21 protein-coding genes are annotated in these 19,207 nt (G+C 52.7%); 1 reads left to right on the forward strand and 20 read right to left on the reverse strand.

Annotation, left to right across the window (positions count from 1 at the left end):
• Nucleotides 1–47: 47 nt before the first annotated feature.
• The 12 genes from ymfI to EVJ34_RS04960 form a co-directional block, all read right to left on the reverse strand.
• Nucleotides 48–743 (reverse strand): elongation factor P 5-aminopentanone reductase, encoded by a 696-nt coding sequence (gene ymfI, locus EVJ34_RS04905; protein ID WP_131484868.1) that lies wholly within the window; start codon nucleotides 741–743, stop codon nucleotides 48–50.
• Entirely contained in the window at nucleotides 740–1,999 is a 1,260-nt protein-coding gene (gene yfmH, locus EVJ34_RS04910; RefSeq protein WP_131484869.1) for an EF-P 5-aminopentanol modification-associated protein YfmH, read from the reverse strand. Before yfmH ends, ymfI begins: the two co-directional genes overlap by 4 nt.
• Complete coding sequence (yfmF, locus tag EVJ34_RS04915; RefSeq protein ID WP_131484870.1) at nucleotides 1,996–3,234, reverse strand: EF-P 5-aminopentanol modification-associated protein YfmF; 1,239 nt, start codon at nucleotides 3,232–3,234, stop codon at nucleotides 1,996–1,998. Before yfmF ends, yfmH begins: the two co-directional genes overlap by 4 nt.
• Before the next feature lie 8 nt (nucleotides 3,235–3,242).
• Nucleotides 3,243–3,800: a cob(I)yrinic acid a,c-diamide adenosyltransferase gene (locus tag EVJ34_RS04920; RefSeq protein WP_131436463.1), complete on the reverse strand. Its 558-nt coding sequence runs from the start codon at nucleotides 3,798–3,800 to the stop codon at nucleotides 3,243–3,245.
• Nucleotides 3,801–3,853: 53 nt separating this feature from the next.
• A complete protein-coding gene (locus EVJ34_RS04925; RefSeq protein ID WP_131484871.1) occupies nucleotides 3,854–5,557 on the reverse strand; it encodes a sensor histidine kinase in 1,704 nt (567 codons plus the stop codon).
• Entirely contained in the window at nucleotides 5,557–6,273 is a 717-nt protein-coding gene (locus EVJ34_RS04930; protein WP_131436467.1) for a response regulator transcription factor, read from the reverse strand. The genes EVJ34_RS04925 and EVJ34_RS04930 overlap by 1 nt, the downstream gene beginning before the upstream one ends.
• Nucleotides 6,274–6,432: 159 nt before the next feature.
• Nucleotides 6,433–7,617, reverse strand: a complete 1,185-nt coding sequence (ccsB, locus tag EVJ34_RS04935; protein ID WP_131436469.1) for a c-type cytochrome biogenesis protein CcsB — start codon at nucleotides 7,615–7,617, stop codon at nucleotides 6,433–6,435.
• Nucleotides 7,617–9,164 carry a cytochrome c biogenesis protein ResB gene (gene resB / locus EVJ34_RS04940; RefSeq protein ID WP_236636646.1) on the reverse strand — a complete coding sequence of 516 codons (1,548 nt, stop codon included), beginning with the start codon at nucleotides 9,162–9,164 and terminating at the stop codon, nucleotides 7,617–7,619. The genes ccsB and resB overlap by 1 nt, the downstream gene beginning before the upstream one ends.
• Nucleotides 9,165–9,184: 20 nt before the next feature.
• Nucleotides 9,185–9,766, reverse strand: coding sequence for a redoxin domain-containing protein (locus tag EVJ34_RS04945; RefSeq protein ID WP_131484872.1), 582 nt, complete (start codon nucleotides 9,764–9,766; stop codon nucleotides 9,185–9,187).
• A 136-nt stretch (nucleotides 9,767–9,902) separates the two neighbouring features.
• Nucleotides 9,903–10,661, reverse strand: a complete 759-nt coding sequence (locus EVJ34_RS04950; protein WP_029595326.1) for a pseudouridine synthase — start codon at nucleotides 10,659–10,661, stop codon at nucleotides 9,903–9,905.
• A complete protein-coding gene (gene scpB, locus EVJ34_RS04955) occupies nucleotides 10,662–11,255 on the reverse strand; it encodes an SMC-Scp complex subunit ScpB (RefSeq protein ID WP_201739917.1) in 594 nt (197 codons plus the stop codon). It abuts the gene before it with no gap.
• Complete coding sequence (locus EVJ34_RS04960) at nucleotides 11,233–12,000, reverse strand: segregation and condensation protein A (protein ID WP_131436473.1); 768 nt, start codon at nucleotides 11,998–12,000, stop codon at nucleotides 11,233–11,235. Before EVJ34_RS04960 ends, scpB begins: the two co-directional genes overlap by 23 nt.
• 78 nt (nucleotides 12,001–12,078) lie before the next feature.
• On the opposite strand from EVJ34_RS04960, the gene EVJ34_RS04965 reads away from it, so the two are divergent.
• On the forward strand, nucleotides 12,079–12,549 hold the full coding sequence (locus EVJ34_RS04965; protein ID WP_131484873.1) for a DUF309 domain-containing protein: 471 nt from the start codon (nucleotides 12,079–12,081) through the stop codon (nucleotides 12,547–12,549).
• A gap of 12 nt (nucleotides 12,550–12,561) precedes the next feature.
• On the opposite strand, the gene EVJ34_RS04970 is transcribed toward EVJ34_RS04965, so the two are convergent.
• From EVJ34_RS04970 to EVJ34_RS05005, 8 genes are all read right to left on the reverse strand, one after another.
• Entirely contained in the window at nucleotides 12,562–12,918 is a 357-nt protein-coding gene (locus tag EVJ34_RS04970) for a GNAT family N-acetyltransferase (RefSeq protein ID WP_034777852.1), read from the reverse strand.
• A gap of 89 nt (nucleotides 12,919–13,007) precedes the next feature.
• Complete coding sequence (locus tag EVJ34_RS04975) at nucleotides 13,008–13,448, reverse strand: peptidylprolyl isomerase (RefSeq protein WP_029334855.1); 441 nt, start codon at nucleotides 13,446–13,448, stop codon at nucleotides 13,008–13,010.
• Between the two features lie 114 nt (nucleotides 13,449–13,562).
• Entirely contained in the window at nucleotides 13,563–14,864 is a 1,302-nt protein-coding gene (locus tag EVJ34_RS04980) for a pyrimidine-nucleoside phosphorylase (protein WP_131484874.1), read from the reverse strand.
• Between the two features lie 28 nt (nucleotides 14,865–14,892).
• Nucleotides 14,893–15,702 carry a purine-nucleoside phosphorylase gene (locus tag EVJ34_RS04985; protein WP_021067633.1) on the reverse strand — a complete coding sequence of 270 codons (810 nt, stop codon included), beginning with the start codon at nucleotides 15,700–15,702 and terminating at the stop codon, nucleotides 14,893–14,895.
• A gap of 13 nt (nucleotides 15,703–15,715) precedes the next feature.
• Complete coding sequence (deoB, locus tag EVJ34_RS04990; protein WP_131436481.1) at nucleotides 15,716–16,882, reverse strand: phosphopentomutase; 1,167 nt, start codon at nucleotides 16,880–16,882, stop codon at nucleotides 15,716–15,718.
• A gap of 23 nt (nucleotides 16,883–16,905) precedes the next feature.
• Nucleotides 16,906–17,790 carry a site-specific tyrosine recombinase XerD gene (xerD, locus tag EVJ34_RS04995; protein ID WP_021067635.1) on the reverse strand — a complete coding sequence of 295 codons (885 nt, stop codon included), beginning with the start codon at nucleotides 17,788–17,790 and terminating at the stop codon, nucleotides 16,906–16,908.
• A 290-nt stretch (nucleotides 17,791–18,080) separates the two neighbouring features.
• The gene (gene fur, locus EVJ34_RS05000) at nucleotides 18,081–18,560 is read right to left on the reverse strand and encodes a ferric iron uptake transcriptional regulator (protein WP_024371580.1); all 480 of its coding nucleotides are present in this window, start codon (nucleotides 18,558–18,560) and stop codon (nucleotides 18,081–18,083) included.
• Between the two features lie 112 nt (nucleotides 18,561–18,672).
• A complete protein-coding gene (locus EVJ34_RS05005; protein WP_131436491.1) occupies nucleotides 18,673–19,203 on the reverse strand; it encodes an NUDIX domain-containing protein in 531 nt (176 codons plus the stop codon).
• Nucleotides 19,204–19,207 lie beyond the last annotated feature (4 nt).

The raw sequence follows: 19,207 nt of genomic DNA on the forward strand, positions 1-19,207 counted from the left end.
TTTTAGAAGAATTGAAAAGAACTCGTTTCAGTCGAGGCAACAAAGTTTCAAACCCAACCGCCATCGATGCGAAGCGCGGTGCCAGTTATGTAAGAAGCAGCCGGGGAGCAGAGGAAACGAATCGTCTCTGCCACTTCCCCAGGGCCTCCCAACCGCCCGAGCGGAATCTCATCACGGACCGATTGTTTCGTCTCTTCTACCGTATCATTCATCGGGGTGTCAATCCACCCCGGCGTGACCGCGTTGATACGGACGTGAAACGGACCGGCCTCACGCGCGAACGCTTTGACGAATCCGAGCTGAGCGGCTTTGACCGTCGAATACAATACTTCCCCGGCAGCACCGACCTCGCCCCACACGCTCGAGACGATGACGATATCGAGCGGACGGTCATACGGTTTCTGCTCGACGACATGTTGAACGAGCCGGACCATCGAGCGGACGTGGATGCGATACAGACGGTCGAGCTCGAGGAGCAACTGATCGACGAGCAGACCATGGGCATGATTGCCGGCGACGTGGATGATGCGGTCGATCGGTCCGAGCGTCTCGAGCCAGGCTTCGAGTCCGGCCTCATCGTCGAGGTCACACGTGACGACGTCGGCCTTCAGCTGTTCGTTTGATACGAACGCACGAAGCGCCTCCGCCTGAGTGTGGGCCTGCAAGATGAGCGTGTCGTCTCGAAACGACAGCGCGACGGCACGTCCGATCGCCCCGCTCGCCCCGGTGATGAGCGTCGTCACGGTTTCTTGACGATGCAGACCGTCCGTTTATCGGCTTGGAACAGACGGTCGTATGTCGCATACAAGTCGTCGAGTGTGATCGCATCGAGCAAGTCCGGGATGTCGAACATATTGCCACCGCTGAGCGCATAGCGTGAGAATTGGTTGGCGATGAACTCTGGTGAGTTGAGCGCCTTTAAGAACTGCCCTTTCATCATGCGCTTCTTGCGGTCGAGCGTATCACCCTCGAGCTCGAGCGGACGATCAAGGGCGGACGTGATGCGTTTGACGAACGCATCGACATGCGGCGTCTCCATCGAGAGGACGGCGAAGGCAAACGTCTCTTCCGACGTGTAGTCAAACGAGAACGCGTCATCAATCAATCCTTCGGCGTACAGTTCCGCATAGAGTGGTGCTGTCGTATCGAACAAGGCGTGCATGAGGAGCTCGACGACGAGTTCTTGCTTCATGCCGGCCTTACCGGCACTCGGTGTATCTTTATAGCCGATCATCACTTTCGGGACCGAGACGTCCATCTCGATGACCCGTTCCGACATATGGACCGCATCGGGTTCCTCGATTGCTTCACGCGCCGTCAACAGCGGCGCTTCAAACGACTTCGCTGCCTGATTCGCAGTAATCTCGGCTAGCACGACGTCCGGTTCAATATTGCCGACGACGAACAGCACCATGTTACTCGGATGATAGAACGCATGATGGCAACGATACAAATCATCGGCCGTGATGGCACTGATTGATTCGATTGTACCGGCGATATCGATTTTGACCGGATGCTCGGCGTACATCGCCTCAATCAAACCGAAGTAGAGACGCCAGCCCGGATTATCTTGATACATTTGAATCTCTTGTCCGATAATGCCTTTTTCTTTCTCGACCGATGCTTCCGTGAAGTACGGTGCTTGAACGAAATCGATTAACGTCTTCAAGTTCTCGCTGACGTTCGACGTCGCTCCAAACAAGTAAGCCGTCCGAGTGAACGACGTGAACGCGTTCGCCGACGCGCCGAGGCGTCCAAACTGTTGAAACACGTCGCCGTCTTCTTTCTCAAACATCTTATGCTCGAGGAAATGGGCAATCCCGTCTGGTACGTCGACCCAATCTTCTGTTTTAAAACGCCGGTCGATCGATCCGTATTTCGTCGTGAACGTGGCGTACGTCTTCTCGTATCCGGTTTTCTTCAATAAATAGACCGTCAATCCGTTTTCAAGGACGGTGTGATGGAGTGTTTCTCCTACGTTTGGAAAATCGAGTTTCATACGGTTCCCCCCTTTAAGCAGTAGACAGCCTGTAAGTCCAGGCGGTTGGCGAGCGCGGCCACGTCTTCCCGTGACGTCTGTTCGATAATCGCCATCTCTTCCTCAAGCGAGAACGGACGAATGTCCGAGCCGCTCATCCAGGCAATCAATTGACGCGGGTTATCTCCGAGTTGACGGCGTTGATGGTATAGCATTGCTTTCGTCTGTTCAAGTGTTTCATCCTCGAACGTACCAGCCTGGAGGTCAGCGAGCTGATCGGCGATAATCGCCTCGGTCTTCGCCTGGTTCGAGGCATCGATTCCGGCGTAGACGAATAGCATCCGGCTGAGCGAGCTGTACTGCGAGGCGGCATAATAGGCCAGGCTCTCTTTTTCGCGGACGTTCATAAACAATTTCGAGTGCGGGAAGCCACCAAACAGACCGTTGACGACTTGCATCCGTACAGCGTCCTCACTTCGCGGGTCGACGTCGACTTGATAGGCGAGGTGCAATTTGCTCTGATTGATGTCTTGATGTTCCTCGAGGCGTTGGAACTCACGGACGTGAGGCTGAGGGTACTCACGCACGAGCCGTTTCCCGAGCCCTTCGAGCGGAGCGAACGCTTCCGTCACTTGCTCACGCGTCACGTCGCCGACGACGTAGACATCGACACGGTCGTGACGAATCATCGACTCGTATGCGTCAAAGAGCGTCTTTGGCGTCACATGCTTCAATTGATCGAGCGTGCCGAGCGATGGGATGGCGAGTTCGCCGCCGAGCAATTCTTGAAGCCGTTGCTGGGCGAAACGCATTTTGTCATCATATACCGATTCAATCCGTTGGCGTTGCAGACGTGCCTCCTGTTCGACGATGAGCGGTTGAAATGCCCCGTCATAGGCGTTCGGACGAAGCAGCACCTCTTCGAGCAGCTTGATCGCTTCAGCGAGTACCGATTCGCCGACGAGCGCATCGCTCACAACTTCAAGTTGAAACTGGATGACGTGCTCTTTGCCGACTTTCGATGCCCCTGCGTATAGGCTCGCGTCATACAGTTGTTCTAACGGTGTGTGAAACAGCTCAATTGACGGATAAGCTTCGGTCGCTTTCTCCATCACATACGGCAATAAGGCGCGGTCAGCAATCGTATCAGCCGATAGCGGGGCCGCGAATGAGACGAGACATGTCGTCGTCTTGAATTTTTGGGTCGGGTAGACCGAATAATGCAATCGTTGTTGGAATTGTTCGATTCCTTTCATAAGCTGATCTACTCCTTTTTCTTTTTCTTTTTCGTTTTGAATACATCCGCACCGCGGGCGTACTCTTGATCGGGCACCCCGGCCACGACGTTCGCGTAACGGGCCGCGGTGAATAAGTAGTCGCTCAATCGATTATAGTACGGGAGCTGACGGACGGCGGCGTCCACATTGACGAGTTCCCGTTCGACACGACGACAGACGGTCCTTGCCACGTGAAGGCTCGCCGCACTGACACTGCCGCCCGGCAAGATGAAGCGGACGAGCTCTGGACATTTCGGTTCAAGTTCGTCGATCCACGTCTCGAGCTCGGTGACGATGTTCAAATCGACTTGTTGCGGTGGCGTCTCGGTATACATGAGTTCAGACCCAAGGTCGAACAGATCATGTTGAATCTTCGTCAGCTGGGTCCGGAGCGTCTCATCCGTCTGATAGGCGAGCGCAAGACCGATTTGACTGTTCAACTCATCTAACAGCCCCATCGCTTGGATATGTGGGTGGATTTTCAGGACACGCCCGCCGATGAGCGACGTCTCGCCTTTGTCTCCGCCTCGAGTGTACAGTTTCATGTCATTTCCTCCTCTATGCCACAAATGGTGACCCACAGGAGTCACCATTGTCGTTATGCGTGCGGTTGTGTATACGGAAGGCGAATCGTGAACGTCGTTCCTTCCCCGAGCGCGCTCGAGACGTCGACCGTGCCGTGATGGGCGTCGATGACGTTCTTGACGATAGCGAGACCGATACCGGTACCCGTCTTGCCGCCGCTCGTCCGCGCTTTATCCGCTTTGTAAAACCGTTCGAACACGAACGGTAAATCTTCTTTCGGAATACCACTCCCCGTGTCGGTCAAGCGAATCACGAATCCGCTCACATCTTCACTCGCCTCAAGCCGAATCGTTCCCGACTCGGTGTGGGCGATGGCGTTGCCAATCAAGTTCGTAAATACTTGCTCCAAACGATCACCGTCGGCCTCGATGGCATGACGCGGAGCCTCTGTCGCGAGCGTGATGCCTTTCTCGTTCGCCATCTGGTTAAATTTGCGCATGACGCGCGGAAGAAATTCACCGAGGTCGAACGTCGTAAATTGCATCGTCTCTTTTCCTGATTCAATCCGTGCCAGGTCGAGCAAGTCGTTGACAAGACGGGCCAACCGGAGCGACTCATCGTAAATGATCGAAGCGAACTCTTTCGTCGCGTCGTCACTTTCAGTCATGCCGTCGATAATCGCCTCGGAATAACCTTGCAGCGTCACGAGCGGCGTCCGCAACTCATGGCTGACGTTGGCGACGAAATCGGTTCGCATCTTGTCAAGACGATGGCTCTCGGTCGTGTCACGGATGACGACGACCGCACCTTCGAAATCGTCTTCACCGAGAAGCGGTGTCACCGTCAACGTATAATAGTGATCGTCTTGCTTCACTTCGATCGTCTTCTCCGGAGCACCGGCGACGACGTCCTCATAAAGAGACAGGACGACTTCATGCGGCTGTTCGTTAATGAGAAGGGGCTGGGCTTGTGGATTCGTCACGATGACGTTCGCATGGCGATCGAGCGTGATGACCCCATCGGCCATCGACCGCAAAATCGAGGCGAGTTGGAGCCGTTCCCGATCGAGCGCGTTCACGTACGTCGACAGTTGGCTGCTCATCGCGTTGAACGATCCGGCCAACTCCCCGATCTCATCGTTCGACTTCTGCACGAGTCGCAGGTCAAACTGACCTTCGCCCGTCTTGTTGACCGCGTCACGCATCTCACGGAGCGGTGCCGTGATCCGGGTCGATAGGAAGAAGGCAAACACGGTCGTGACGATGATGGCCGAGGCTACTGTCCAAAAGATGATCGTCCGAGCCCCTTCATTCGCGCTCGAGATTGCGTCGAGCGGTTCGATCAAGTAAAGCGTGTATTCGCCCGTCTCGAGTGAGAACTTCGTCCGGTATGCAAGTGCCGCCTGATCGTCGAATGACGAAAAGTTTCCAATCGCCGTCTCTCCGACCGCCTGATACGTTTCCCAATCTTGACGGCCGAGTTCGGTCATGAGCCCATCGACTTCCGTCCCGAAGTTCGAGCGGACCGTCCCGTTCTCTAATATATAGTTCGCACCGTACACTTCAATGATTTGGTCGACTGTCCGTGACGCGTCCCCTTCTTGAAGCAACACCGACTGGACCTGTCCGCCGAGCTTGGCCAAGTGACCACGCTCTTGGTCGATATGGAACGAGTTGAAAAACTCGAGCATCAATACAGAGACGATGAACAAGATGAGACTGACCAATACGAGGATCGTCAACCATAGTTTTGTGACGATGCTATTTCGGCGAATCATCACTCACTGACGACTTCGAACTTATAACCGACACCCCATACCGTCGTAATCATATGCGCGGCTTCTGGAGAGACCCGGTTCAACTTCTCCCGGAGTCGTTTCACGTGTGTGTCGACCGTTCGAAGGTCTCCAAAAAATTCGTAGTTCCATACTTCTTTCAACAACTGTTCCCGTGAGAACACTTTGTCGACTTGTTTGGCCAAGAAGAACAATAGTTCATACTCTTTCGGCGTGAGCGCGATCTCTTCTCCGTCGACCGTGACGCGGTGAGCGTCATTGTCGATTGTCAAATGTGGGAAGACAATCAAATCTTTTGATTTTTCGGCCGTCCGCAAATATTTCGTCGAGCCCGAACGGCGGAGGAGCGCTTTGACGCGCAAGACGACCTCACGCGGACTGAACGGTTTGACGATATAATCGTCCGCTCCGACCTCGAATCCTTGGACACGATCGACTTCTTCACCTTTTGCCGTCAACATGATGACAGGCGTTGCCTTTGATTTTCGAAGTTCGGTACATACGGCAACCCCGTCCATTTTCGGCATCATCAAATCAAGCAGGATGACATCAAAGTCGTGCTCGAGGGCAAGTTGAAGCGCCTCTTCCCCGTTCGTCGCTTCGACAATCACATACTGTTCCCGCTCCAAATACATTTTTAATAGGCGGCGAATTCTTTCCTCGTCGTCGACCACTAAAATTTTTGTTTTATTAGCCATCCACTAAACCTCCTAATCGAACCATTACAAGATGTAGCGAATGTTGCACAATTGTGAACATTCCGCTCTCTTTCATAACTATACCACTCTATTATTTGGCTTCACAACGGTCAGTTGACAGCGGCATGAAAAAAGAAGCCACCGAAGTGACTTCTTTGTTTACGCATACGAATGCAAACCGGCGATGACGAGGTTGACGAACACCAGGTTGAACATGATGACGGCAAAGCCGCCGACACATAACCAAGCGGCTTTCGTCCCCGTCCAACCGCGCTGGATGCGCATATGCAAGTAGTAGATATAGATGAGCATTGTGATGAGCGCCCACACTTCTTTCGGGTCCCATCCCCAGAAACGGTTCCAAGCGATTTGTGCCCAAATCATCGCGAAGATGAGACCTCCGAGAATAAACACTGGCAAGCCGATCGCGATTGAACGGTAGCTGATTTCGTCGGCTAGATCAAGATCGACTTTTTTCGCGAGCGGTTGAAGCGCCTCGGCGACCCGTTTCCGTAAGATGACGAAACGGAGCAAGACATAAATCACGACGCCGGCGATGACCGACCAAACGAGCGTGTTCAATTTCAACGTATTGATGAACGTCGGCAACTCGAGCGATAACCCGCTCGCACCAGAGAGAAGCTGTGCCCCTTCCGGCACGAACAACATCGGCATGAAGTATTCATACGACTCTTGCGTTCCGCGGTCGTTCGTGAACTCGACGACACCACCGGCACCGATCGCCTTGAAGAGCATCGAGACGAGAATGAAACCGAGCGTACACATAAGGACGAACATCGTGACTTCAAGCCACGTCCGCGACTTCGATTGTTCCCGCATCGACGTCTCATTCAACAAGAAGATGAGACCCGATGCGAAGCTGATCGCCAGAATGCCTTGCCCGAGCGCTGCGGTCGTGACGTGAATCTTCAACCAGACGCTGTTCAAGGCCGGGATGAGCGGCGCCACTTCGCTCGAGAACATCGAGGCGAAGGCGATGACGAGAAGCGCCACCGGCATGGCGAACAACCCGAGCACATCATTTTTATAAATCCCGTACACGACGAGGAAGCCAAGCACCATCATCATGCCAAAGAACGTCGTGTATTCGTACAGGTTCGATACCGGCGCATAGCCGACCCCGACCCAACGTAAAATAAAATATCCCGTTTGGGCGACAAAACCGATGACCGCCAAAATGAACGCATACTTGCCGTAGGCGACGCGGTTGACGTTGCGGTCTTTGCGCATCCCGCTGACCGCAATCGTGAACAACACGGTTGCGACAGCGTACAGGATGAACGCGATGAAGAGCAAACGACTGCTCCATTGAATCCACTCCATTATGATTCCCCTCTTTCATTGGTTGAGTTGTCGTCTGTCTTTTTTTCAAACCGTGCCTGATCTTCCCAGATCGGCAGGCCATGTTTCTCTAAGAGCGGTGTGATTTCGCGGTTAAGCGAAGATGGGTTCTTGTTCGTGAAACCGGCAACGAGCACATCCGTCTCGCCGTGACGACGAATCCAGATGCGACGATGCGGCCAATACATGCCCATCACAATCCCGACCATAAAGATGATTCCACCGACGATCAGCACCGGATACGTCGAGTCACTCTTGACGCGCAGACCGCTCGTACTCGCCATTTCCGTCCCGGCGAATTGAATCACGTAGCGGTTATCCTCGTCGGCGACGTTCAATCGAATGCCAATCAAGTTCGATTCAGTCGTACCGTCCGGTGTGTCGATTGCCATAAAGAAGGCAGGGTTGAGCGCCCGTGGCGATTTCGTGTTCGGCTGACCGTCCTTGACCTCAAAGTCCGGATACAAGTCGTTCAGTTTGACTGTGACGCCATCAAGATCATACGTCGTCTCCGGATTCGTCAAATCGACCGTAAACGGTCCATACACATCACCTGTCTCTTTATCGGCGACGTTGAATGACATCGACAAGAACTCCGGTCGACTCGAATACTGTTCTTGATATACCTCATATTTTTCAAATTTGAACGGGTGATTTACTTTCGTCGAACCGGTATCGACTTCCTCGAGTTGCGGCGATCCGTCCTCGTTCGTCCCGGTCTTCTTGAACAGTGTCAATTCTGTCTCATAGTTTTTCGGGACTGCGCCCGCTTTCTCGATCGCCTCGGCAAACTTCGCATCTTCGGCGTTGTTTTCCGGATCATACATCTCTAAGATGAATTGGTCATTACGTAAATAATATTCGTCATCCGTCGCCTCAAGCGGAACCGTATCGCCTTCACGCACCCATTCGAGCGTATCCGTATGGAATGCCGGGAAGACGCGAAGCATCGCCCCGATGAAGAAGATGACGAGCCCGATATGGTTGACGTATGGGCCCCAACGACCGAAGCGGTATTTCTCGGCGAGCAAGGCATCCCCGTCACGCTTCACTTGATAGCGCTTCGCTTTTAAAGCGTCGCCGAACGCATCAATTTGTTCGTCCGAGCCTTTACCTTCTCCAATCAGGCGTTGGCCGCGCATGAAGCGATCGGTACGTCGGACCGGCTGGTATTTTAATGCTTTATACAACGGGAAAAACCGATCGATCGATACGACGATGAGCGATAACGTCAGCATGACGATCAACGTGATATACCACCACGATGTATAGAGGTTATGAAAGCCCAACGTGTAATAAATCGTCCCCGGTGTCCCATACTCGTCCGTGTAATACTGGCTTGCCGGCAATTGTTGCGGAATATACATCTCTTGCGGGAAAATCGTTCCGATCGCCGACCCGACGATGATGAGTCCGATGAGCCAAAGACCGACCTTGACTGATGCGAAAAAGCTCCACACCCGGTCAATCCATGACCGTGGACGACGCTTCGATCGTAAATCGGCGCCGTCGTATTTCATATCTAGCATATGTGCGCCCCCCCGTTCGCTTACAATGACTTCTCGGCCAACTCCATCAGTTTCTCTTTCGTGAGTTCACCTTCGTACTTTTCAATCACTTTTCCGTCGGCATCGATGACGAACGTGACCGGCAAGTTATAAATCCCGTACGCCTTCTCGACTTCGCTGCGCGTGTCCATCAAAATCGGATAATCGAGCTTGACGCCGAGGTCATTCACGAAGTTATCGACTCGAAGCGGCGTTTCACCGACGTTGACCGCCCAAAAATCGACACCCATGTCTTGAAGGGCCGCATAGTTGTCCTGGACGACCGGCATCTCTTTCTCACACGGTTCACAGAACGTGCCCCAGAAGTTGAGAAGAAGCCCTTCTCCTTCATACGTGTCACGCTCGACCATCGTCGTCCCGTCTAAACTGACGAGCTTGAAGTTCGGCGCATCGTCGCCGGCCTCAACACGTCCGTCGTTGCCGGCCTGTTCAAACAATTGCATGATGACGACCGCTCCTGCGAACAGGACCATCGTCATGATCATGAGTCGCCAAAATGACCGTTTTTTCTTATGGGCCATCGCCTGATTCATGCGATCACCCGACTTTGTTTCTTTCGTCATGAGTTCACACCATCCTTCAGTTGTTATTGTACTGAAAAAACACCAAAAACGCACATTAACAGACTTTTTTCATCTTTTTGTCACACAATCTCCACAAACTAAAAAATCATCCTATCTCAGGACGATTTTTTAGTTGTTATTTTTTCTTTTTCTTGCCTCGTTGTACAGGTGGTACGGTCGGGTTGGCAAGTTCACGCAACTTGGATACTTCTTTGCGTGACAGTTCACGCCATTCGCCCGTCGTGAGACCGTCGAGCGTCAAGAAACCGAACTGTTCGCGCTTCAATTTGATGACTTCCGAACCGACCGCTTCGAGCATGCGGCGGATTTGACGGTTATGGCCTTCCGAGATGACGATTTCTAGAATGGCCGAGTTTTTCTTATGGTCGACCGTCTTCATCTTCACTTGGGCACTACCCGTCTTATATCCGTCATCGAGCTCGACGCCCGACTCCAGTTGTTTAATCGCGATGTACGAAGGAATGTTCTTCACTTTCGCCACATAGCGTTTCGGGATTTTGAACTTCGGATGGGTCATCATGTTCGAGAACTCTCCATCGTTCGTCAAGATGATGAGTCCCGTCGTATTATAGTCGAGACGTCCGACCGGGAAGACACGTGATCCAGGAGGGACGAGGTCAGTGATGACTTTCCGTCCTTTATCGTCTTCGACCGTCGAGACGTAACCGCTCGGTTTATAGAGCACATAATAGACGTGCTCTTCTTGTTCAATTTTTACACCGTCGACTTCGACTTCAGACTTTGGTCCGACTTTCGTCCCGAGTTCGCGAACGACTTTCCCGTTGACGCGTACTCGACCGTCTAAAATCATTTCTTCAGCTTTACGCCGTGAGGCGACACCTGCTTGGGCAATCACTTTTTGTAAACGTTCCATTTATTCATTCTCCAATCTATCTTGCGTAATCGCAGACGGCTGGCCGAAGAACAGATCGCCTTCGTCCGATAGCTCGTCTTCAAACGTTAATGGGGGCAATTCATCGAGTGAATTGAATCCAAAATGGTCTAGGAAATGCTCGGTCGTCCGGTACAACTTGGCCCGGCCAATCGTCTTGGCTCGGCCGGCTGACTCAATCAACCCTTTTGATAACAGCGTATGGATGACGCGTTCGACTTTGACGCCCCGAACCTCCTCGATATCGGCCCGGGTGACCGGTTGCTTATAGGCGATGATGACAAGCGTCTCCATCGCGGCTCGTGACAACGCTTGTTCGGCCATCGTCCCGACGTAGCGTTGGATGTACTCCGATACCTCAGGAATCGTCACGAGCTTATACACGCCCGCCGATTCAATCAATTGGAACGGACGACCGGAGTCTTTGAACGATACTTCTAGCTTGCTCAACTGTTCGCGAGCGGCGGCTTCAGAAATGTCGAGCGTGTCCGCGAGGGCCCGCACTTCCATCCCTTCTTCGCCGACGACGAACAATAGACTCTCAATAATCGTTTCATAAGACAACAACGGCTTCATTCCTTTCCTTTGACGATTCGACGAACGAGATTTGAATGTCCCGTTCTTCTTGTTTAGTCGTGACGACGCGCAACTTAATCAGCTCGAGCAGTGCCATGAACGTCACGACGAGGTCCGACACGTCCGGGCGCTCCTCGAAAAATGAGAAGAACGAGGTCGTCCCTTCCGCTGAAACGTGTTCGTGCAACCGCGTCATCTGCTCTTCTAGCGTCCGCTCTTCGCGTTTGATTGTCTTTTTGCGGCGTTCTTTCCACCGCTTGCGTTCGACCATCTTCGAATAGGCGTGCAACAAGTCCGCGAAATTGAGCGGTCCGTCATACGGCTGGACGAGATCGGACATATACCGGGTCAAATCCTCACCAGGACGGCTATATAGCTCGAGTCGAGACTCTTCTTGCTCGCGCATGAACACGACAGCCTCTTTATATGCCTTATATTCAATCAACTGCCGAATCAACCCTTCCCGGGTCGGTTCTTCCCCAAAGTCGGGAATGTCATCCTCTTCGACCGGAACCGGTGGCAACAGCTGCTTGCTCTTCAATTGGAGCAACGTCGCCGCCATGACCAAATATTCACTGGCCACATCGAGCTCAAATTTTTGCATCGTCCGGATAAAGGCGACATACTGGTCCGTGACCTCGGAGACAGAGATGTCCGCAATGTCGAGCTCCATCTTTCCGATCAAGTGGAGCAACAAGTCGAGCGGGCCTTCGAACGTATCGATTTTGACGTTGTACGCTTCCATAGAGACACCTGCCATTTACATTTTTGCGCTTTAGTATAACATGTTTTGTAGTACCGTGACCACGAAAGGAGATATTTGATGTCGACGCCTTTTATCCAGTATACGTTATTGTTTGAATGCCATGCCGATTATTTTGAATGCCATGAAGTGCTAGAGGAAGCATGGCAAGACGGGGGCCGAAGCAATTTGGGCTACGCCGTCTTGATTCAATATGCCGTCGCCCACTATCATGCCCGCCGTGGCAATACGTCCGGGGCGAAAAAAAGCATCATGGCGTTGCGACAAAAGCTCAGTCTGGCTGTGACCGACCTTGAAACAGTCGGAATCGATGTCGGAGCGTTCGCTCGTGACTTGGAACGTTGGCCGCTCCCGGAGGTGCTCCCGCTCGACGACACGACACGACAACGCATCGAGCGCTTGAAACCGACCTTCGAACCGACTACGCTCACGTTTGACGAGCTCGTCCATAAACATATGTATCGAGACCGAACACCGGTCGTCACCGAGCGGCTCCGGGCGCTCGAGGCACGCAAAAAAGCTAGGCGCTGAGCCTAGCTTTTTTTAAATGACGACTTGGTTCCATTTATCGAGCAGGTCCCCGGTTTTGCCTTGACCGACGAGCGTCAAGTCGAGCGGCAATAAGTTGCGGGTCTCATCGAGTAATTCGTAAGAACGCTTCTCGCCGCGGAATGACGGAGACAGCGCGATATGATGGATGAACATCGTCGTCTCTTGTTGCTCCATTCCGATGATCCCGACGAAGTCTTCCCCGACTCTCCAAAGATAAAGGAATTTGGCAGGGTCTTCTTCGTAGGACCGAACGAGTTCGAGCAAGGCGAGCGGAGATTTGTCGCTACATGAGAACGCGAGCAAGCCCATCGCCGTCTTTTCGTACGATTGTTTGTATTTCACCAGCATTGCTGGTTTCACCACCTTTAGTCATTCATGTTTCACTAAGTGAACACGTGAGAGACATGGCTCATTGTGCCATAACGTTTAGGCAGAAATCAATTCTCGTCCCAAACTTTAACTTCGGCCATCTTCGTACCTTGACGAAGTTTGACCGCGTGCTCAAGGCCAGATGTCACTTTTCCGAAGACCGTGTGGACACCATCGAGGTGCGGTTGTGGCTCATGGACGATGAAGAACTGTGACGAGCCTGTGTTGCGTCCAGCGTGCGCCATCGAAAGTGAACCTGCTTCATGCTTGTACGGGAACGATGTCGACGTCTCACATGGGATCGTCTTACCTGAACCGCCCATGCCTGTTCCATCTGGGCAGCCGCCTTGGCTGACGAAGCCTGGGATGACCCGGTGGAATGTCAAACCGTTATAGAAGCCGCTGTTGGCGAGTTCCTCAAAGTTGTCGACCGTGATTGGTGCCGCATCGTGGAACAAATCGAATTCAATCATTTCACCGTTCTCTAATTTCATAGATCCTTTTTTCATGAAAAGTTACCCCTTTATGTTCATATAGTCATTCTCACTCACACATTGCCCATTCTATCAAAAAAAACCGTCTGTCTCCACTATTTTGTGGAAACAGACGTTCTGACTTGCTACTTACTGGATGACCGCATGCACGAGTGGACGCGCCGTCGGCTCTGTCGCACCGATCGTATACGCATGGTCCATCCGCTCGAGCGCGGACACCATGTCTTCTTTGTTCGAACGGAGCACGGCAATCACGTCACCGGCCTCGACCTTGTCGCCGACCTTCTTCTCGAGCGTGATACCGGCTGCGAAGTCAAGCTGATCATCTTTTGTCGCACGACCTGCTCCGAGGAGCATCGCCGCTACGCCAACTTCGTCGGCAATAATTGACTCGACATAACCCGCTTGTTTCGCGACGAACGTCGTCTCATACTTCGCTTGTGGAAGTTTTGACAAGTCATCGACGAGTGACGCATCGCCACCTTGCGCCGCTACGAACTGACGGAACACCTCGAGGGCATGACCGTCCGCCATCCGTTTCTCAAGGTCAGCGTACGCCTCCTCGAACGTCGAATAGAACTCGCCGAGCACCGCCATGTGGCCGGCGATCGTGAGGGCAATCGTCTTCAAGTCGTTCACGTCTTTGCCCGACAACACTTCGATCGCTTCTTTTACTTCGTTGGCGTTCCCGATCTCGAAACCGAGCGGTTGGTCCATGTCTGTGATGACGGCGACCGTTTTACGACCGACGTTCTTCCCGATGGCGACCATCTCTTCGGCGAGCGCTTTCGCGTCGTCGAACGACTTCATGAACGCGCCTGAACCTGTCTTGACATCAAGGACGATGCTATCGGCACCGGCCGCGATTTTCTTCGACATGATCGAGCTCGCGATAAGCGGGATCGAATCGACCGTCGCCGTTACGTCACGGAGTGCGTAAAGACGTTTGTCGGCAGGCGTCAAGTTACCTGTCTGACCGATGATTGACATCTTGATATCGTTTACTTGCTTCGTGAACTGTTCTTCCGTCAACTCGACGTTGAAGCCAGGGAACGATTCAAGCTTATCGATCGTCCCGCCTGTATGGCCGAGACCGCGACCGCTCATCTTCGCGACTGGGATGCCGATTGACGCGACAAGTGGAGCGACGATTAAGCTAATTTTGTCACCGACACCTCCGGTCGAGTGTTTATCAACTTTTTTACCTTGGATGTTCGACAAATCGATGACGTCACCAGACTTGACCATCTCCATCGTCAAGGCCGCCGTCTCTTTCTCAGTCATGCCGTTAAAGAAAATCGCCATCGAGAGTGCCGACATTTGATAATCAGGAATCGTCTCGTTCGTGAAGCCTTCGACGACGAAGCGAATCTCCTCTTCGTTCAATTCGCCACCGTTACGTTTTTTCAAAATCAAATCGACCATGCGCATAAGTTTCGTCCTCCTAGTTGGGTAATGGTTACATGCTTTGAATCGTGCCGCGTACGAGTGAAAGGAAGTCTTGACGGACGCGTTCTGTCGTCTCGATCACTTCTTCGTGGTTGAGTGGTTGATCTAAAATCCCGGCTGCCATGTTCGACACGCACGAGATGCCGAGCACACGCATATCCGAATGACGGGCCACGATGACTTCAGGCACTGTCGACATGCCGACGACATCGCCGCCGAGAAGACGTGCCATCTTGACTTCAGCCGGTGTCTCATATGTCGGACCTGTGTTCCCGAAATAGACGCCTTTTTGAATCGAGAGGCCGAGTTTTGCAGCGACACCTTCTGTCAATGTGACGAGCTCTTTATCATACGCTTCTGACATATCTGGGAAACGCGTCCCGAAGTCGCTCGCGTTCTTGCCGATGAGCGGGCTCGTGCCGAAGAAGTTAATGTGATCCGTGATGATCATCAAGTCACCCGGGTTGAACGACTCGTTGCAAGCACCAGCCGCGTTCGTGACGATGAGCGTCTCGACACCGATCAATTTGAGGACGCGTACCGGGAACGTGACTTGTTCCATCGAGTAGCCTTCATAGAAGTGGAATCGTCCTTGCATTGCGACGACGCGTTTTCCTTCGAGGTCACCGAAGACGAGTTGTCCAGCGTGTCCTTCGACGGTCGATACCGGGAAGTGCGGGATGTCCTCGTAAGGGATTTTGACCGCGTTCTCGATCTCGTCAGCGAGGACGCCGAGTCCTGAGCCGAGGATCAGTCCGATTTCTGGTGTTCCGTTCATGCGTTCCTGTAAAAATGCCTTTGTTTCGTTCCAATTTACCATGAGTAGTACCTCCTTAAATTTCGTTTAAGAAACTGTTTCCATGTGCTGGTGCGTCGACGCCGAAGTTATCCGCCACTGTGGCGCCGATATCGGCGAACGTTCCTCGAATCCCGAGGTCGACCGCTGTCGAGCCGTGATGATGGACGATGAGCGGCACGTATTCACGCGTATGGTCCGTCCCTGGTGCCGTCGGGTCGTTCCCGTGGTCGGCCGTGATGATAAGCAAGTCATCTTCACGCAATTTCTCCATCACTTCCGGTAGACGGGCGTCGTACTCTTCAAGCGCGATCGCATAGCCTTCTGGGTCACGGCGGTGACCGAAGAGTGCGTCAAAGTCAACGAGGTTCAAGAAGCAAAGTCCTTCGAAGTCTTCATCGAGCGATTCGACAAGCTTGTCCATCCCGTCCATGTTCGACTTCGTCCGAATCGCTTTTGTGACGCCTTCGCCGTCATAAATGTCGCTGATTTTCCCGAGGGCGATGACATCTTTCCCAGCTGTTTCAAGCGTGTTCATGACCGTCTGACCAAACGGCTTGAGCGCGTAGTCGTGGCGGTTCGATGTGCGGACCCAAGCGCCAGGTGTTCCGAGGAACGGGCGGGCGATGATGCGACCGAGCATGTACGGATCTTCGCGCGTGATTTCACGGGCATATTCGCAGATGCGATACAACTCGTCGAGCGGGACGATTTCTTCGTGCGCCGCGATTTGAAGCACCGAGTCAGCCGATGTGTAGACGATCAAGGCACCTGTCTTGACGTGCTCTTCACCGAGCTCGTCCAAAATTTCTGTGCCCGAAGCCGGCTTGTTACCGATGATGTCTCGTCCGCTGAACTCTTTGAGACGATTGATCAAGTCATCCGGGAACTCCTCAAACACGCGGAACGGCGTATCGATATGAAGACCCATGATCTCCCAATGACCGGTCATCGTGTCTTTCCCAGCTGAGATTTCTTCCATGCGTCCGTAGGCGCTCGGTGTCGTCGACGCTTCGATGCCTTCAATCGGCTTGATGTTCGCCAGACCGAGGCGGCCCATGTGCGGCATGTTCAAGCCACCGTGTTCACGGGCGATGTGCCCGAGCGTGTCTGAACCAACGTCACCGAACTGGTCGGCATCTGGGGATTCCCCAATTCCGACCGAGTCCATGACGACCAAGAAAATACGTTTAAATTTCTTCACAAAAAGTTCCTCCTTTAGTGTCGTTACGCACGCGGGTGATGTTTTCGATAGACATCGTGGAGTCGTGCCTTATTGACATGTGTGTAGATTTGAGTCGTGGAGAGGTCTGCATGTCCGAGCATCTGTTGAATGGCCCGAAGGTCGGCACCGTTCTCGAGCAAGTGTGTCGCAAACGAATGACGGAGCACGTGTGGCGTGATCTCTTTTTGGATGCCGGCCTCTTTGGCCCGTCGTTTGATCATCTTCCAGAATCCTTGACGACTGAGCCGACCACCACGCCCGTTCAAGAACAACGCCTCGGTCTCCCGACCACCGAGCCCGTTACGCGCCTGCTGGATATAGCGTTCGACAAAACTTTGGGCGACCGATGACACCGGGATGATCCGGGCACTCTCGCCTTTGCCTTCACACTGTAGATACCCCAATTCGAACTGTAAATCATCCAAATCGAGCCCAAGAAGTTCACTGACGCGCATGCCTGTACCGTAAAGCAGTTCGAGCATGGCCCGATCGCGGAGCGCAAGCGGGTCTGACGTCGGCACGCTGTCGAGCAACCGCTCGACTTCGTCTTGTGACCACGTGTCCGGCAAATGCCGTTCCGCTTTCGGCGTCTCCAAATAGAGCGCCGGGTCAGTCGTTGCCCCGCCTGTCATCTTCAAATGATGATGAAACGTTCGAATTGAACTGACGGCCCGTCGGAGTGATGAAGCAGCCCGACCGGCTTGCGATAACTCTTCCATATGTTTGACGATGTGTGCCCGCGTGACTTCATTCCATTCTGTCACCCCGAGTTGGGTCAGTGTCGATAAGTACTGGGTCAAATCGCTCGCATAGGCTTGTCTCGTGTTCGTGGACATTCGTTTTTCAACCGTCATGTACTGCAAAAATGACTCGACTTGCGAACGCATGACATCCCCCTCCTTCCTCGTTACACCTGAATACGCTTTCATCATATCACTTATGTAAACCGTTGTGAAGACGTCTGACCTCATTTTTTTTAAGCTTTTTTGTGATAGATTTTGGTGAGGTTTTTACGCTCATTTTCTCATGCCAAGCTTACCGTTCATATCCATATTTGATCCATTCAACACGACGAATACTCGACTTCGAACAATGAGAATGGCATCGCCGCCGTCTTGTCTTGTTACTTGACGATACACAAACAGGCAGCCCCTATTAAGAGGCTGCCTGTCTTGCTTTATCCGTTGATGACTGCTTTATGACCCTCGAGCGTGACGCCTTTGGCTTGGCACACTTTACAGATGCCGTGAAACGTCAAGCGATGGTCTTTGATTAAAAATTCGTATTTGCTTTCGACTTTTTTCTCGACGTCGACGAGCAAGTCTTCCATGATTTCTTCGACCGAACCGCACTCGACACAAACGAGATGGTGGTGCGAATGGTTCGCGCCTTCTGGTCTGAGGTCGAAGCGGGCGACGCCGTCACCGAAGTTGACTTTGTCGACGACACCGAGCTCGGTCAATAGTTCGAGTGTCCGATAAACCGTCGCGAGCCCGATTTCCGGAGCGATGCCTTTGACGAGCATGAACACGTTCTCCGCACTCAAATGATCCGTCTCATTCTCAAGTAGAATCCGGACGGTTGATTCTCGTTGCGGTGTCAATTTATATCCTTTGGCGCTCAATTGCTGTTTGATCCGTTCAATTCGCGTTTCCATAAGGCGCCCCCTCTTTGCATAATTCACTATTCAAAGCATACCGAAGTTTGTTCGGTTTTTCAAATTAAAATGATTCCTATGTAAGTGTAACATATGTCACTCCAGTTTAGAATCATTTCAATTTAGATAATTGCCACCATTGAATCGCCATAATCGTCTTCGCGTCGGTGATCCGCCCGTTCGCAAGTAACGCCACCGCTTCCTCAAACGTGAAACGTTGGACTTGTAGAAACTCGTCTTCGTCCAGGTTCATCGCCCCGGCCGTCAAGCCATGCGCGACGAAGACGTCGACCCGTTCGCTACAAAAACCAGGTGCCCCATAAAATGAGAAGATTTTTTCGAGTGTCTCGGCCGTATAGCCGGTCTCTTCTTCAAGTTCTCGCTTTGCGCTCGCGAGCGGCTCCTCCCCAACTTCGAGTTTTCCGGCCGGGATTTCAAGCGACATCGATTCGAACGCTTTCCGATACTGTTCGACGAGAACGATCCGGTCGTTTTCATCCACTACGAGTACGGCCACGGCCCCGTTGTGATAGACGAGTTCGCGGACCGACGTCCCTCCATTCGGTAGTGACACGACGTGTTTCTCCACGTTAAAAATCTTTCCTTCGTAAATGACTTCCCGTTCAATCGTTTTCTCTTCCATTGTA

Origin of the sequence: Exiguobacterium sp. SL-9, from assembly GCF_004336985.1 — a bacterium.
GTDB lineage: Bacteria > Bacillota > Bacilli > Exiguobacteriales > Exiguobacteriaceae > Exiguobacterium.

What these genes read in the sequence shown, in the direction of transcription:
- EVJ34_RS04970 (WP_034777852.1), bottom strand. Translation starts at nt 12,918, where the DNA reads ATGCTGGTGAAATACAAACAATCGTACGAAAAGACGGCGATGGGCTTG.
- yfmF (WP_131484870.1), bottom strand. Translation starts at nt 3,234, where the DNA reads ATGAAAGGAATCGAACAATTCCAACAACGATTGCATTATTCGGTCTAC.
- EVJ34_RS04965 (WP_131484873.1), top strand. Translation starts at nt 12,079, where the DNA reads ATGTCGACGCCTTTTATCCAGTATACGTTATTGTTTGAATGCCATGCC.
- EVJ34_RS04985 (WP_021067633.1), bottom strand. Translation starts at nt 15,702, where the DNA reads ATGGTAAATTGGAACGAAACAAAGGCATTTTTACAGGAACGCATGAAC.
- EVJ34_RS04980 (WP_131484874.1), bottom strand. Translation starts at nt 14,864, where the DNA reads ATGCGCATGGTCGATTTGATTTTGAAAAAACGTAACGGTGGCGAATTG.
- EVJ34_RS04925 (WP_131484871.1), bottom strand. Translation starts at nt 5,557, where the DNA reads ATGATTCGCCGAAATAGCATCGTCACAAAACTATGGTTGACGATCCTC.
- EVJ34_RS04945 (WP_131484872.1), bottom strand. Translation starts at nt 9,766, where the DNA reads ATGACGAAAGAAACAAAGTCGGGTGATCGCATGAATCAGGCGATGGCC.
- EVJ34_RS05005 (WP_131436491.1), bottom strand. Translation starts at nt 19,203, where the DNA reads ATGGAAGAGAAAACGATTGAACGGGAAGTCATTTACGAAGGAAAGATT.
- scpB (WP_201739917.1), bottom strand. Translation starts at nt 11,255, where the DNA reads ATGAAGCCGTTGTTGTCTTATGAAACGATTATTGAGAGTCTATTGTTC.
- ccsB (WP_131436469.1), bottom strand. Translation starts at nt 7,617, where the DNA reads ATGGAGTGGATTCAATGGAGCAGTCGTTTGCTCTTCATCGCGTTCATC.
- xerD (WP_021067635.1), bottom strand. Translation starts at nt 17,790, where the DNA reads ATGCGTTCGCAAGTCGAGTCATTTTTGCAGTACATGACGGTTGAAAAA.
- yfmH (WP_131484869.1), bottom strand. Translation starts at nt 1,999, where the DNA reads ATGAAACTCGATTTTCCAAACGTAGGAGAAACACTCCATCACACCGTC.
- EVJ34_RS04975 (WP_029334855.1), bottom strand. Translation starts at nt 13,448, where the DNA reads ATGAAAAAAGGATCTATGAAATTAGAGAACGGTGAAATGATTGAATTC.
- fur (WP_024371580.1), bottom strand. Translation starts at nt 18,560, where the DNA reads ATGGAAACGCGAATTGAACGGATCAAACAGCAATTGAGCGCCAAAGGA.
- EVJ34_RS04950 (WP_029595326.1), bottom strand. Translation starts at nt 10,661, where the DNA reads ATGGAACGTTTACAAAAAGTGATTGCCCAAGCAGGTGTCGCCTCACGG.
- EVJ34_RS04920 (WP_131436463.1), bottom strand. Translation starts at nt 3,800, where the DNA reads ATGAAACTGTACACTCGAGGCGGAGACAAAGGCGAGACGTCGCTCATC.
- EVJ34_RS04930 (WP_131436467.1), bottom strand. Translation starts at nt 6,273, where the DNA reads ATGGCTAATAAAACAAAAATTTTAGTGGTCGACGACGAGGAAAGAATT.
- EVJ34_RS04960 (WP_131436473.1), bottom strand. Translation starts at nt 12,000, where the DNA reads ATGGAAGCGTACAACGTCAAAATCGATACGTTCGAAGGCCCGCTCGAC.
- resB (WP_236636646.1), bottom strand. Translation starts at nt 9,164, where the DNA reads ATGCTAGATATGAAATACGACGGCGCCGATTTACGATCGAAGCGTCGT.